The sequence below is a fragment of the Synechococcales cyanobacterium CNB genome (genome assembly GCA_030263455.1).
GTDB lineage: Bacteria > Planctomycetota > Phycisphaerae > Phycisphaerales > UBA1924 > CAADGN01.
Window position 1 is genome coordinate 248,410 of record SZOZ01000002.1, and the last position, 13,894, is coordinate 262,303.

At 66.6% G+C, this 13,894-nt stretch carries 9 protein-coding genes; 5 read left to right on the forward strand and 4 right to left on the reverse strand.

Translation table 11 applies throughout. The features are described 5' to 3' along the window. Positions 1 to 100: 100 nt before the first annotated feature. From FBT69_02700 to FBT69_02715, 4 genes are all read right to left on the reverse strand, one after another. Positions 101 to 2,635, reverse strand: coding sequence for a DUF3987 domain-containing protein (locus FBT69_02700; protein MDL1903704.1), 2,535 nt, complete (start codon positions 2,633 to 2,635; stop codon positions 101 to 103). Next, on the reverse strand, positions 2,632 to 2,946 hold the full coding sequence (locus FBT69_02705) for a helix-turn-helix domain-containing protein (protein ID MDL1903705.1): 315 nt from the start codon (positions 2,944 to 2,946) through the stop codon (positions 2,632 to 2,634). Before FBT69_02705 ends, FBT69_02700 begins: the two co-directional genes overlap by 4 nt. After that, positions 2,847 to 3,056 carry a hypothetical protein gene (locus FBT69_02710; protein ID MDL1903706.1) on the reverse strand — a complete coding sequence of 70 codons (210 nt, stop codon included), beginning with the start codon at positions 3,054 to 3,056 and terminating at the stop codon, positions 2,847 to 2,849. The genes FBT69_02705 and FBT69_02710 overlap by 100 nt, the downstream gene beginning before the upstream one ends. A 107-nt stretch (positions 3,057 to 3,163) precedes the next feature. Next, positions 3,164 to 4,702 carry a hypothetical protein gene (locus tag FBT69_02715; GenBank protein MDL1903707.1) on the reverse strand — a complete coding sequence of 513 codons (1,539 nt, stop codon included), beginning with the start codon at positions 4,700 to 4,702 and terminating at the stop codon, positions 3,164 to 3,166. 250 nt (positions 4,703 to 4,952) lie between these two features. On the opposite strand from FBT69_02715, the gene FBT69_02720 reads away from it, so the two are divergent. The 5 genes from FBT69_02720 to FBT69_02740 are packed head-to-tail and all read left to right on the forward strand — an operon-like array spanning position 4,953 to position 13,857. Continuing rightward, a complete protein-coding gene (locus FBT69_02720) occupies positions 4,953 to 5,777 on the forward strand; it encodes a hypothetical protein (protein ID MDL1903708.1) in 825 nt (274 codons plus the stop codon). Continuing rightward, the gene (locus tag FBT69_02725; GenBank protein ID MDL1903709.1) at positions 5,764 to 6,324 is read left to right on the forward strand and encodes a DUF1788 domain-containing protein; all 561 of its coding nucleotides are present in this window, start codon (positions 5,764 to 5,766) and stop codon (positions 6,322 to 6,324) included. The genes FBT69_02720 and FBT69_02725 overlap by 14 nt, the downstream gene beginning before the upstream one ends. Next, a complete protein-coding gene (gene brxC / locus FBT69_02730) occupies positions 6,321 to 9,773 on the forward strand; it encodes a BREX system P-loop protein BrxC (protein MDL1903710.1) in 3,453 nt (1,150 codons plus the stop codon). The genes FBT69_02725 and brxC overlap by 4 nt, the downstream gene beginning before the upstream one ends. Before the next feature lie 17 nt (positions 9,774 to 9,790). Then, the gene (locus FBT69_02735; GenBank protein MDL1903711.1) at positions 9,791 to 13,369 is read left to right on the forward strand and encodes an SAM-dependent DNA methyltransferase; all 3,579 of its coding nucleotides are present in this window, start codon (positions 9,791 to 9,793) and stop codon (positions 13,367 to 13,369) included. Further along, on the forward strand, positions 13,366 to 13,857 hold the full coding sequence (locus FBT69_02740) for a hypothetical protein (GenBank protein ID MDL1903712.1): 492 nt from the start codon (positions 13,366 to 13,368) through the stop codon (positions 13,855 to 13,857). The genes FBT69_02735 and FBT69_02740 overlap by 4 nt, the downstream gene beginning before the upstream one ends. Positions 13,858 to 13,894 lie beyond the last annotated feature (37 nt).

The window sequence follows — 13,894 nt, forward strand, 5'->3', positions numbered from 1 at the left end:
GCGGAAAGCTGTTTGAAATGGGCGCCCCTGTGCCCGGGGTGGTGCTCGGTTGCTTCGACCTCGGCGGCGATGTCGAGGAGCGTCTGGGTGAGGCGGTCGCTCATTCCGCCGCCTCCCCGCCCGAGGCGTCTTCGTCCTTGTTTTCGCCAGAGTCGGGCGGAGGCGGACTGACAGAACCGACAGAAGGGCGTGCGGGCGGGCTTCTGTCAGTTCTGGCAGTAGGACTCGGTGGCGTGTGCAGGAGTTTCGCAGCGTCGGACGCGGACAGCCGCGGGTTGATCAGGTACGCCGTTCGGGTTCGACCCGGTGTTTGCTCGCGCACTTCCGCCAGCCAGTCGAGGTCGGCCAGCATGGCCGCGGCCGCCTTGGCCTCGTCAGCGTTCGAGAGGCCGGCCCAGCCGTTGCGGTAGACATCCCGCAGCGCGAAGCCGGTCTTCACGTCCCCGGAGATGATCCTGAGGGCGAGCGCCCGCCCGGAGCCGAGATCGGCGTGGACAGCCTGCGCGTAGATGCGCTGGGCGTGCGTTTCCAGGTACCGAGCCCAGTTCACGGCGCACCGAAGCGCTTCCACGCCCACAGACCCCGACTGCCCCGTCGTCAGATGCACGAGCAGCGCCATCGACGGCACGAGGCTGCGGTACTTCGCGAGGTGACTCTCCAGCGCAGGGTGTAGCTCGCCGGACCGAACCCGTTGCTCCAGCGTATGGCGAAAGGCGTCGAACCCCTCCTGCGCCGCTCCATCGAAGCGGAGGAACGGGATGCCTCCGGGGTCCAGGGGGTCTGAGTCCGCGAACAGCAGCGTGGGTTCGAGATTCGCAAGGCCCTCGTACACGCGGAACGCCGCGGTCCGTGCGTCGCTGTCCGGCCAACGGTCGACGTTGACCCACTCGGTCGCAACATCGGGCCAGACCGCGAGCTGAAAGCGCTGGATCAGTCCGTCGTCGCCGCGCCCCTCCCTCGCGGCTGCGCGAAGGTACTCCCCGAGGGGGCCGGGCTGGATGCCGCCGATGATCGAGACGGTCGCGGCCTCGATGTCGATCGTCCCGCGTCCGATCCGGTCGAACGTGAAGCGGCCGGTGCCGTTCCATGCTTCGAGGTAGAAGGCGCGCGCGCCCTCCTGGCCCTCCCTGTCGAGCGACCTGAGCAGCCCGACGAGTTCGTCCCGATAGACGAGAACGCCCGAGGGGTTCTGATTGAGGATGACGCCGAGTTTCTCGACGGTCGAATCGTTGACAAGATATCGGAGCCGGACCGGTCCGCTCTCGTCATCGTCCTCTATGGACTCGAGCGCGATGCGCCGAGCCTCCAACTCGTCGTGCGCCTTCAGGGCTTTCTTTATGTCCTGTTCCGCAGCTTTCGACTTCACCTTGCCAAGCAACTGCGCCGCCGCGTGCTCGTTGACCTTGCGGTCGTACTCCTGCTTGGCCGCGATCTCGAGACGATGAAGCGGCTTGAGAGGCTCCTGGATCGCGGGCGTCTTCATCACACCGGGCCGGCCGATGGCCGCGCCCCAGAGATTGGGGACGACGGTCCAATCGTCGCGCCGCTTCGGTCGGATGCCGATCCGTCGGCCCACGACTCCGGCCAGCCCCACCATCGCGCCGACCGCTGGGAAGTCGATCGGGCACTGCACGCGCTCCGCGATGTCGATGATCCACGGACGCAGTGCCGCGGGGAGCCAATCGGCGTCGAACGACATCACGGGCGGGAGGGCGCTCGGCAGCGGCTTCGGCTCCGGCCATGAATCCGGCGCGCTCATCGGTAGGGCACCGCCACAGCCGACAGAAGCGCCCGGCGGGTAGCGCGAGACGCTGTGTGCAATGCGCTCCACCTCGGTGTCGTCGAGCGGCGGCGAACACCGCGCCCTGTTCTCGGCGTCCAACGCGCTGCGGATCGCATCATGACCCAGCCCGCATCGGCGAAGCGCTCCCGCAATCGACGTGAGCGTCGTATTGCGTTGACCTGCGAGAATCGGTCCACTACCCGCTACCTCGGGAGCCATGCCGGTCCTCTTCGGCGCACCCTCCAGGCACAGGTCCAGCAGCCACTGCGGCACTTCTGCGAGCGCGATGTCATCCGGCCCGCGCGCTTCCGCCCAGGTGTACCGCCGCCCACTCTCGTGAAGACTCGGCGCAACGACGATGTACCCGCCGTCGGCCTTGAGGTCGAGGCCAGGGCGGAAGCCGCTGCGGCACCCGATGCGGACGCCCGGATGACGAAACACGAAGTGCCGACCCCCACCTCCCGTACTTTGCTCGACGGTCGCGGGAATCGGCCCGAAGCGGGACTCAAGGTCCGCCAGCGTGGCGTCGCCGGCGTTGCGGGGATCGACGTCGAGCACGACGATCCCGTTCGCCTCGCCGGTCGGAACGCCGATGTTCGGTTCAGGCGACACGTCGAACCAGGACGCGATCGCGTCGAGATCACGCGTGGCGTCCTTGAAGCCGTGCGCGGTGCGCGGGTGCTTGCCGATGTGCTCGCAGGTTGCGATCCCGCACGAGCAACTCGGAGTCGCCGAGCCGTCCGACCAGATCGGGCTGTACACCGGGAAGACCGTCCAGCCCATATTCGCGGCGAGGTCGAGCGCCGCGTGGCGGCAGAGCGCGGCTGCGGCTGGGCGATGCGGAGGGATCACCGCCCCCCCTCCGCGCGGTCGGCGAGCCACTTGCGCAGCGCGTCGATCGGCACAACGACGCGCCGGCCAATTCTGGTGAAGGGGAACTCCTTCGCAGCGATCAACTGCTGGAGCTTGCGGCGCGACAGTCCCACTGCCTCGGCGGTTTCGTCGAGACTGAGCGCGAGGCGCTCGATGTGGGGGCGCTGGTGGGGGCTGGTGGAGTTTTCCATCAATCCACCCCCCGCCCGAGAGCGTGCCGCATCCGCTCCAACTCCCGGCCGATCCGGTGGACGTCGGTCTCCGAGAACACGCGAGCATGGCCAGCCCATGCAACGGGCTTGATGCCGCGGCTGCGGATGACGTACTCCACGCGGTGGACAGGCTGCCCGAACCGGCGGGCGATGACCCCGACCGTCGGGGCGAACTGGCTGTCGTTCATGCTGCCTCCTTACAGATGCGGGGTATGTCGCATCCGTAAGGAAGGCGGGACAAAGTGTGTCCCGTTGCGGGACATTTCGTGTCCCGGATCGGGACAAAGACTGTCCGTCAGGTCATGTCCCAGTCAATCGGCTCGGACGGTGCATAGGCAAAGGCCGCTCCATCCATTCGCACAACGGACTCGAGGTGTTCGGCCAGCCTTGGCATGCGGGCGTTCCGGATCGCCTTGTACGCTCGCGTCAGGGAAGTGCTGACCCGCTGACGGGCTCGGTCGCGGTCGGTGCCGCCGAGCTGCCTCGGCCTGCCTCCGAGCCCCACTCCGCTCGTCAGCTCGCTGACGACGCTCTGCTCCTCCGCGAGGTCGTTGGCCCGCAGCGACTCCGCCCGCTCATGGTCCCCGTCCGCCTCCGCCTCCTCGATGTCGCTCAAGATCTCGGCGATGTTCTCCTCCGCCTCCTTCAAGCGTTGCCTCGATTGAGGATCGTGGACGGGGTCCGCGCCGGCGTCCTCCCGGGTATCGCCCCCAGACAGGTCGAAGGCCTCGACGAACTTGCCAGGCCTGGAGAGGAGTTCCGCGAGGCGCTTCATCCCGGTGCTGTTCTTGACGTGGGCCGCTTCGTCCCCGAACCGGAGGTCCCAAAAGTCGCCCCTGAGGCTGAACTTGTAGCTCGGCGGAGGGGAACTCGGCTTGCTCGCAGGCGCGGACCGCGCTTCCGTGCGATCGGCGATCTCCTGGGCTGAGTCGGCTCGCCGGAGGTGCCGGGCCACGACGGCCTTGCCTCGCTCGCTGATCCGGATTTCCGCCGGGTGGCTCCGGCTGCTGCGATCCCGCCTCGCGAGGATCCGCTCCCAGGTTCCCGCTATCTCCGGCTTGGCGATGGGCGAGAACCATGCTGACCGACTGGGTGTCCACGGCTCGGGGCTCCGATTCTGCATGACGACGTACCGAGCCTCGACGAGCCCGCGGTCGTCGAGGCAGCGCAAGGCGTCGGCATCGATGTCCTGCGGCAACTCGTCCACTCCCCAGAACTCGCGCTCGCCTAGCTGGAGCAGCGCCCGCGCCTCCATCGCGTCCAGCACACCCAAATCGCCGGGGAGAGCGTGGTTGTGCACTTCGATGGGGTCGGCCATGACGCGTCCGATTGCCACGACCTGGTCGAGCCTACGGCCGAGCCGGTTGACGAACCCCCCGATAGCCTCACTTATGCCTTGGTCGGGCCAGGGCAGGTCGGACATATACGCGTCGTCCGGCTGGCCGCGGTAGGGACAGGATGCCAGGCCGCGGACTTCGTCCGCAACCTCAACGGTCCAACGCTCCTGAGCTGGCTTGGTTCGATCGTCCGTCCACGTCGACGCGGCCGGTAGGGCATGGATGACATGTCGAGCCTGCTCGCGCAATGAGCGTGTAAGACCGATCGCCTTGGTCGCCGGGTCGCAATGGCGTTCCTTGAGGAGCCGCTCCTGTTCGTCCCGGAGGGACCCAGGCGGGCTTAGCGGGAACCGACCCCGCCGCAATACCTCGGATAGTTCGCCCCGGGCGTCGGCAGCCTCGAGCCGCCGAACCTCCTTTCGCAGCGTGTCCGCGACGGTGACGAGATCCTGGAGCGTGTCCGCGAGGACCGAGATCGGGGTGGGCAGGGCGGTCATCCGTTCACCCGTGGGCGCGCCGTCCTGAGGCGTGCGGACAAGCATACCGAATGTCCCCTGACCGGACCCGCGCCCCCCGCTGGTCAATGTGAACCAGCCCCCGCAGGTGCCCCCCGGCGGCACTCTCCAGCCCGGAAAAATCGCAAACCCATTCAGATGCCGAACCTCATCAGTCTAAAGTGGCATCAATGGCCGGCAAACTTGCCGGCGGAATATGTTGTTTTCTCTCTGGATGTGCTATCATGTCCCCATGTCCACCAGCGTCGCCGAACTGACCCCCCTCCTCCGGCTGACCGAATCGCCGGCCGCCACCGGCTTCGGCTTCCGGTTCGGCGACCGCGGCACCCACACGAGCCGGACCCTGATGCTGGATGAACTGGAGACCGTGCTGTCCAGCACGCCTCCCAACGCCGGGCGCAACGCATACGCCCACTCCATCATCCACGAGAATGTCACCGACAAGCGAACGGCCGCCACGCGTTGTCTCACGAACCAGCGTCTCGGAGAGCTCTACGCCCTCGACCCGGCCGTCCCTCTCTTCCGCGTGCTGCGCCGATGCTGGGCGACTGACAAGGCCGGCCATCCGTTGCTGGCGCTCCTGTGCACGCTCGCCCGCGATCCGCTTCTTCGCGCAACGGCCCCGCCGGTGTTGGCGCTGCGCCCCGGCGAGGAGCTGTCGCGACAGGCCATGACGGAGGCGGTCATCATCGCGGTCGGCGATCGCCTCAATGACAACATCATCGACAAGGTAGTGCGCAACGCCTCTTCCACATGGACACAAGCCGGTCACCTCCAGGGGCGCGTGCGCAAGATCCGCCGCCGCGTCGATCCGACCCCATTGTCCGCCGCGTATGCCCTGCTGCTCGGGTACCTCCTCGGTCTGCGCGGTCAGCGCCTCTTCACGACGCTCTGGGCGAGGACGCTCGATCGCAGCACGGATGAGATCGTCTTCCTCGCCATGGATGCCAAGCGCCTCGGGTTCCTGGACCTGAAGCACGCCGGCACGGTCATCGACATCGGCTTCGGTCCAGTCCTCACACCGGATGAACTGAGGGAGTGCCATGGGACGAGTTGAAGACCTCGCCGAGCTCTACGAGCGTCACATCGCCGCCCCGTGGCAGCGCAATCTCGCCGGTGCGCAGAAGGCGATCTTCGTCGTCTACCCGAAGGAGGACGAGCGAAAGCTACGCGCGAAGCGCCGCGAGTTCGAAGTGCGCACGAAGGAAGCCGGCCATGGCTGGCGGGAGTTCGATCTGACGCCGCTCTTCGCCGAGTGGATGAGTCGCGACGAGTACCGTGACGCCTACTTCGACTGCCCCGAAGATCTGGAGATGAAGCTCGATGGCGAGTTCGTCACCGAGGTCGCCAACCAGCTTCAGGCCGTTCTCACCGCCGACGACGTGGACGAGAACACCGTCGTCGGCGTATTCGGCGCCGCGTCGCTCTACGGCTTCTGCCGTGTGTCACTCGTTCTAAAGAGGATCGAAGCGGACGTCCGGGGACGGCTCGTGCTCTTCTTCCCCGGAGAGTACGACCAGAACAACTACAGGCTCCTCGATGCGCGCGATGGATGGAACTACCTCGCCGTGCCCATCACGCTCCACCAGGGAGAGGACAGATGAAGACGAACCGAGAGCTCTTCGTGCGGGATCCGGCGACCACGCCGTTGATGAACAACGGGCAGGCCCGCATCGACGACGGCCTGACCGCCCAGGAGCGCCGGACCCTCCGGGAGGAGCTTGCCAACTTCGTCTGCGAGGGCCAGTACGCGGATGGCACGCTGCGCATCCTGGAGTCGTTCCTCAGCCACCTCGGCGGCACGAGCCAGCCCGCGGCCTGGGTGAGCGGATTCTACGGCAGCGGCAAGTCGCACCTGCTGAAGATGCTCTGCCACCTCTGGGTGGATACCGAGTTCGCGGATGACGGTGCGCGGGCGCGGAGCATCGTGCCCCACCTGCCCGCCGACGTGGCCGCCGCACTCAAGGAGCTGGACACGCAGGGGCGCCGCGTGGCGGGGCTGCACGCCGCTTCCGGCACCCTACCTGCCGGCGGTAGCGAGAGCGTCCGGCTCACCGTGCTCGGCATTGTCCTCCGATCGGTCGGCCTCCCCGAGACGTATGCGCAGGCCAAGTTCTGCCTCTACCTCCGCAACAACGGCTTCTACGACGGCGTCAAGCAAGCCGTTGAGGCCAGCGGGAAGGACTTCCTCCGCGAGCTTCAGAACCTCTTCGTGAGCCCGGTCCTCCACGATGCGCTGATCGCCGTGGACTCCGGCTACGGCGATCGGAAGGCCGTCCGCGAGCTGCTGAAGCAGGACTTCCGCCAGCCCACCGACATCACCACGGCCGAGATGATCGCGACGATGCGGGAGGCGCTCAGCTGCGAGGGCGAGCTCCCCTGCACCATCATCGTGCTCGACGAGGTCCAGCTCTACATCGGCGACAGCACCGACCGCGCGACGCAGGTCGTGGAGATCGCCGAGGCCATCTGCAAGCAGCTCGACTCCCGCGTCATGCTCGTCGGCGCGGGCCAGAACGCGCTCGGCGCGCAGACCGCCCAGTTCGGCAAGCTCCGAGATCGCTTCACGATCCCGGTGGAGTTGTCCGACGCCGATGTCGAGACCGTTACGCGTCGCGTCCTGCTCGCCAAGCGCCCCGAGGTCATCGAGGCGGTGCGCAAGACCCTCGACGGCCACGCCGGCGAGATCGAACGCCAGCTCTCCAGCACGCGGATCTCCTCCCGCACCGAAGATCGGGACATCCTCATCGACGACTACCCGCTCCTCCCCGTGCGCCGGCGGTTCTGGGAGCACGTCTTCCGCGCTGTCGATCCCGCCGGCACCAGCGGCATGCTCCGCTCCCAGCTCCGCATCATCCACGACGCCCTTCGCGCCCTGGCCGAGGCACCGCTCGGGACCGTCGTGCCCGCCGACTTCATGTTCGAGCAGATCCAGCCGAACCTCCTTCAGCAGGGCGTCCTCCTGCGCGAGCTCGACGAGACGATTCGGAACCTGGATGACGGCACTGAGGACGGCAAGCTCGCCCGGCGTCTGTGCGGTCTGATCTTCCTGATCCGAAAGCTGCCGCGCGAGGCCGGGGCCGACATCGGCGTCCGCGCCACCGAGGAGATGCTCGCGGACCTGCTCGTGTCCGACCTCAAGAGCGATGGCACCGCGCTCAGGAAGCGCATCCCCGCCTTGCTCGAGAGCCTCGTGGACAGTGGCGTGCTGCTCAACGACCACGGCGAGTACAACCTCCAGACGAAGGAATACTCCGAGTGGGACAAGGAGTTCCGCAATCGCGTCACCCGCCTGACGAACCAGGAGCACGAGATCCACAACAAGCGCGACGCGCTCATCCGCGACGCAGCCCAGGAGGCGGTGAAAGGCATCAAGCTCCAGCAGGGCGCGAGCAAAGAGCCGCGGAAGCTGGCCATTCACTTCGGCGACGATCCGCCGGAGGTCGCCGGCCACGACATCCCGGTTTGGATCCGTGACGGCTGGAACTGCAGCGAGAAGAACGTGGTCGATGCCGCACGGGCCGCCGGCACCGACAGCCCGATCATCTTCGTCTACGTGCAGAAGGCCAGCGCCGAAGACCTGCGCAAGCAGATCATCCGCTACGAGGCGGCGAAGGGCACGATCGACTTCAAGGGCGTGCCGAGCACCCCCGAGGGCCAGGAAGCCCGCAACGCGATGCAGAGCCGCGTCACCGACGCCGAGCGCCTCCGCGACGAGCTGATCACCAACATCGTCGGCAGCAGCAAGGTCTACAAGGGTGGCGGCTCGGAGCAGTACGAGTTCTCGCTCGAGGAGAAGGCCCGCTCCGCCGCCGAGGATGCGCTCGACCGCCTCTTCCCCCAGTTCAAGGATGCGGACCACAAGAACTGGTCCGTCGTCATCAACCGGGCGAAGAACGGCGACGACACGCCGCTCCAGGCCGTGGACTGGACGGGCGCGACCGAGCAGCACCCGGTCTGCAAGGCCGTCATGCATGCCGTCGGCGCCGGCGCCGAAGGGCGCGGCATCCGCAAGAAGTTCTCCGACAGCCCGTACGGCTGGCCACAGGACGCCATAGACGGCGCTCTCATCGCCCTCCACGCGGCGGGCCATCTCACGGCGCGGCACAGCGGGTCCGTGCTCGCCGTCGGACACCTCGACCAGGCCAAGGTCGCCAAGACCGAGTTCCGGGTCGAGACGGCGACGCTCAGCGCCCAGCAGAAGATCAAGCTCCGCGGCCTCTTCCAGGACGCCGGCATCTCGGCCAAGGCCAGCGACGACCTCGTCACGAAGTCCACCGAGTTCCTGGATGCCATCGAGCACCTCGCCGAGCAAGCCGGCGGCGAGGCGCCCCTCCCCCAGCGCCCCGCTGTCACCCATCTCGCCGATCTGCGGTCGCTCGCCGGCAACGAGCGGCTCGTCAAGATGCTCGACCAGCACGATGCCCTGAAGGCGAACGCCAAGGACTGGAAGGCCGCCGCCGACCTCGCCGAGAAGCGAACGCCGATCTGGACCTCCCTGCAGCAGTGTCTGCGTCACGGCGACAGCCTCGACGAGTTCGCCGAGATCGGGGCATCCGCGGCCAGCATCCGTGACGACCGTCGCCTGCTCGACGCCACCGACCACGTGACGCCGCTGAAGAAGAAGGCGGCCAGCGCCCTGCGCACCGCAATCAACGCCGCCCACAAGGGCTACGCCGATCGCCACGCTGCGGAGATGAAGGCCCTCACCGCCAGCGATTCGTGGCAGAAGATCACCGAGGATCAGCGCGACCAGATCCTCCGGGAGGAGGGCATCGCCGCGGTGCCCTCGATCAACGTCGGCAGCGACGAGGACCTGCTCCGCACGCTGGATGCGACGCCCCTTAGCTCGTGGCGCGACAAGACGGACGCCCTGCCGAATCGCTTCGCCAACGCTGCGATGAAGGCCGCGAGGCTGCTCGAACCCAAGACCCAGCGCGTGCACCTGACCAGCGGCACGCTCCACTCCGAGGCCGAGGTGAAGGCCTGGATCTCCGAGCAGGAGACCAGGCTCATCGAGAGCGTCAAGAAAGGCCCGGTCGTGATCGCCTGACACCGTCGAGGAAGACCATGGCTCCACTCGCCACCAATCTCAGACGCGATCTCGAACGCGCGATCGTCGAAGCCCGCAAGGCGGCCGAGCGCGGCGCCCGCTCGGCTCTCGGCGCCCTGACCGTCCGCGAGGCGAAGGCGGGCGTCCACCTCGACGCCGCCGGCAAGGCGCTCCGCAACCGCCTCCGCGCCCATGCGCGGCAGCTCGGCGATAAGCGGTCGGCCAAGGGAGAGCAGGCCACCGACCGGCTCGAACGCGAGATCGCCTACGAGCACTGGCACCGCATGCTCTTCGCCCGCTTCCTCGCCGAGAACGACCTGCTGATCGAGCCGGAGTCCGGAGTCTCCGTCAGCCTCGACGATGTCGAGGAGCTCGCCCGCGAGCAGGGCGTCAAGCCGTGGCCGCTCGCCGCGTCATATGCCCAGCGCATGCTGCCGCAGATCTTCCGCGCCGATGATCCGGTGCTCGCGATCGACCTGCCGACCGAGGCCGTGCTGAAGCTCGAGTCCCTGCTCGAGGACTTGCCGCGCGAGGTGTTCATCTCCGACGATGCGCTCGGCTGGACCTACCAGTTCTGGCAAGCGGCCGAGAAGGACGCCGTCAACGCCCGCGTGAAGTCGGGCGAGAAGATCACCGGCGAGACGTTGCCCGCCGTCACGCAGCTCTTCACCGAGCACTACATGGTGCTCTTCCTGCTGCACAACACCATCGGCGCGTGGCACGCGGGGAAGACGATGACCGATGCGCTGAGGGAGAACGCCGGCTCCGAGCAGACGCTCCGCGACGCCGTCCGCCTGCCCCCCGTTGGCGGCTACGACTTCGAGTACCTCCGCTTCGTCCGCGAGCCGAACGAGGGCGAGGAGCCGGACCAGGGCACCGGCCCATGGCGACCCGCCGCCGGCGTGTACGACGGCTGGCCTCGCGAGGCGAAGTTCCTGCGCGTGCTCGACCCCTGCTGCGGCTCGGGGCACTTCCTGGTCGCCGCGTTCGACTTGCTCGTCCGGCTGCGCATCGCCGAGGATGGGCTGGACACCGAGGCCGCCATCCGCGCGGTGCTGGCGGACAACCTCTTCGGCCTCGAGCTCGATCAGCGCTGCACCCAGATCGCGGCGTTCAACCTGGCGCTGGCCGCGTGGAAGCTCGCGGGCAAGCCGATTGACCTCCCGCGCCTCAACATCGCCTGCTCCGGGCTGGGCCCGCAGGCGACCAAGGAAGAGTGGCTGGCGATGGCCGAGGGCGCCGGCGAGGATGTCTGGGCCGGCATCAGCGCGACCAATCGCGAGTTCATCCGCAACGGCCTGCTCGATCTCCACGCCACGTTTAGCCAGGCGCCTGAACTCGGCTCGTTGATCGACCCGGCGGACCGCACGACCGATCTGATCACGGCCGACTACGAGACATTGCGCCCGTTCCTCGATCGCATCCTCGCCGCCGAGTCCGCCGACGACGAGGCCCACGAGCGCGCCGTCGCCGCACGCGGCATGGCCGCCGCGGCGGAGATCCTCGCGGGAGACTACACGCTCGTCGTGACGAATGTGCCCTACCTAGGAAGAAAGAGCCAGTCCCAGATTCTACAAGCGTTTGCGTCGCGCTACTTCAGCGATGCACAAACTGACCTCGCCAATGTATTCATTTCACGCATGAACGCGATGGCTAACTCGGGCGGTACGGTTGCCACAGTGTCACCTCAGAATTGGCTTTTTCTATCAAGCTACACAGACTTTCGAAGCAGTAGTCTCGCTCGGTACGAATGGTGCCTTGTCGGAACACTCGGGCCGGCTGCGTTTCAAGAGATGAATTGGTGGGCGGCAAATACGCTACTCCTCATCACATCGCGTCGCAAGCCTGAAGTATCGCGTGGAATAGCAAGCGTGAACGCTGGGATCACGAAACAGACCAGCGAAAAGCCGCAACTGCTTCGCGACGTGGCGGTTCAGCAGGCAAAACAAAGTGCCATTCGTAATGGGCCGCAGAGCCGAGTCGTGTTCGGTCTAGATCACAATATCGAAACACTTGGAGACTACGCAGATCCATTGCAAGGCGTTTCTCCAGCCGATCGAGAGCGATTCATCTTTCAATTCTGGGAGTTTCTTCGGCACGAAGAAGGGCAACGGTTCCTTCAAGGGTCATTTCGAGAATCCGGCCACTTCGAGGGTAAGCAGTCAGTGATCGCATTGCGCGCGCTTGATGGCGATGCAGAGGCACTGGGTGCCGCGCTGCGGAATAGGTCGTCGTGGTCTCGGCCGGCGATCATCGTTCGACACATGAATCACTTGCCCGCAACCATTGGCGTGGCGGCGGTCTTTGACACCAATGTAGTCGCAATTGTTCCAAAGTCTGAGTCACATATTGGTAGCTTGTGGTCTTTTTGCAGTGACGAGGCCTTTGCACGGACGGTGCGGATTCTTGATCAGAAGACCCAAGTCACTAACGGGACATTCGGTGTAGTCCCATTCGACCTCGACCACTGGCAGAAGGTCGCCGCGGAGAAGTATCCCGACGGCCTGCCCGAGCCACAGTCGGACGACCCAACACAGTGGCTCTTCCACGGTCGTCCGGAGCGGGCCGAGGCGCACGCGGCGCTCCAGGTCGGCGTCGCCCGCCTCGTCGGCTACCGCTGGCCAGCCGAGATGGATGAGGACATGCGCCTCGCCCCCGAGGCTCGCGACCTCGTGCGCAGTTGCGACGAACTGCTCGACGTCGCCGACGACGATGGCATCGTCTGCCTCTCCCCCGTCCGCGGCGAGGGCAGCGCCGCCGACCGCCTCCGCCGCCTCCTCGCCGCGGCGTATGGCGCCGGCGAGGGGGGGTGGAGCAACGCCAAGGAGCGCGAGCTGCTCCACGCCGCGGCCGAAGCGTTCAACAAGGGCAAGGCCGCCGGCTCGCTTGACGAGTGGCTCCGCGAGCGCTTCTTCGCCGAGCACTGCGCCCTCTTCCACCATCGCCCGTTCGTGTGGCACATCTGGGACGGCCGCAAGGACGGGTTCAGCGCGCTGGTGAACTACCACAAGCTGGCGGAGGCCGAGGGCCATGGCCGAAAGCTGCTCGAATCGCTCACGTACTCGTACCTCGGCGACTGGATCAAGCGCCAGGAGGCAGGGGTGAAGTCCGGCGAGGCCGGCGCCGAGGCCAGGCTCGCCGCGGCGATGGAGCTCAAGGATCAGCTCGAGCAGATCCTCGCCGGGGAGCCGCCGTACGACATCTTCGTCCGCTGGAAGCCACTGCACGAGCAGCCAGCCGGGTGGTCGCCGGACATCAACGACGGCGTCCGCCTGAACATCCGCCCGTTCATGAGCGCGACGCTGAGCAAGGGCCGCACCGGCGCGGGCGTGCTGCGCTGGAAGCCGAACATCAAGTGGACCAAGGACCGCGGCCAGGAGCCGCAGAAGCTCCGCCCGCGCGAGGACTTCCCGTGGTTCTGGGGCTGGGACGAGAAGAAGGCCGAGCACGCGATCGACTTCGGCTCGGGCCTCAAGGACACCGCGCCCGCCGGGCGCGAGTTCGACGGGAACCGCTGGAACGACCTGCACTACACGAACGCCGCGAAGCAGGCGGCGCGGGAGCGGGTTGCTAGGAAGGAAGGGGCCACCGCATGATCGCTCCCAATGACAAGAAGTACATTGTCGGCGTTGCGCTGGGCGTTCTTGTCCTGTGGGCTGTTGTGTTCCTGCTCTCGCTGTCCGCCTACTACTGTGGTGATGCCTCATCCTCTCCGAAATGGGGACAGTTTGGAGATGCGTTCGGGTCCGTGAATGCTCTCTTCTCGGGTCTCGCCCTCCTCGGCGTAGTCGCAGCCCTCCTGCTTCAGCATAAAGACATCGAAGTCCAATCAAAGAGCCTCGCGGAGTCTGCCAGACTTCAGGTGATCCAAGCGCGCATTGCAGCCAATGCTGAGATGCTGCGTGCCTGGCCCGAGATTGAGGAGGCCGTGAAGGATGCTGCTCCGAAGGGGCCAGCGCAGTACGACACGAACAATATCAAGGCGCAGAACGCGCAGGCCGCGCAACTGCAAGAACGCAAGGATCAAATGCTGACTGCCTTGCGAGAGTGCCTTGAACAACTGGAAGAGCACAACCGGCGATAGCGCATGCACAGGAGTCCGTAGGCACATCGCAGGCTCA

Excerpts from the sequence above, each read along its gene's own strand:
- FBT69_02725 (MDL1903709.1), top strand. The coding sequence starts at position 5,764 with ATGGGACGAGTTGAAGACCTCGCCGAGCTCTACGAGCGTCACATCGCC.
- FBT69_02735 (MDL1903711.1), top strand. The coding sequence starts at position 9,791 with ATGGCTCCACTCGCCACCAATCTCAGACGCGATCTCGAACGCGCGATC.
- FBT69_02720 (MDL1903708.1), top strand. The coding sequence starts at position 4,953 with ATGTCCACCAGCGTCGCCGAACTGACCCCCCTCCTCCGGCTGACCGAA.
- FBT69_02740 (MDL1903712.1), top strand. The coding sequence starts at position 13,366 with ATGATCGCTCCCAATGACAAGAAGTACATTGTCGGCGTTGCGCTGGGC.
- brxC (MDL1903710.1), top strand. The coding sequence starts at position 6,321 with ATGAAGACGAACCGAGAGCTCTTCGTGCGGGATCCGGCGACCACGCCG.
- FBT69_02705 (MDL1903705.1), bottom strand. The coding sequence starts at position 2,946 with ATGGGCTGGCCATGCTCGCGTGTTCTCGGAGACCGACGTCCACCGGAT.
- FBT69_02710 (MDL1903706.1), bottom strand. The coding sequence starts at position 3,056 with ATGAACGACAGCCAGTTCGCCCCGACGGTCGGGGTCATCGCCCGCCGG.
- FBT69_02715 (MDL1903707.1), bottom strand. The coding sequence starts at position 4,702 with ATGACCGCCCTGCCCACCCCGATCTCGGTCCTCGCGGACACGCTCCAG.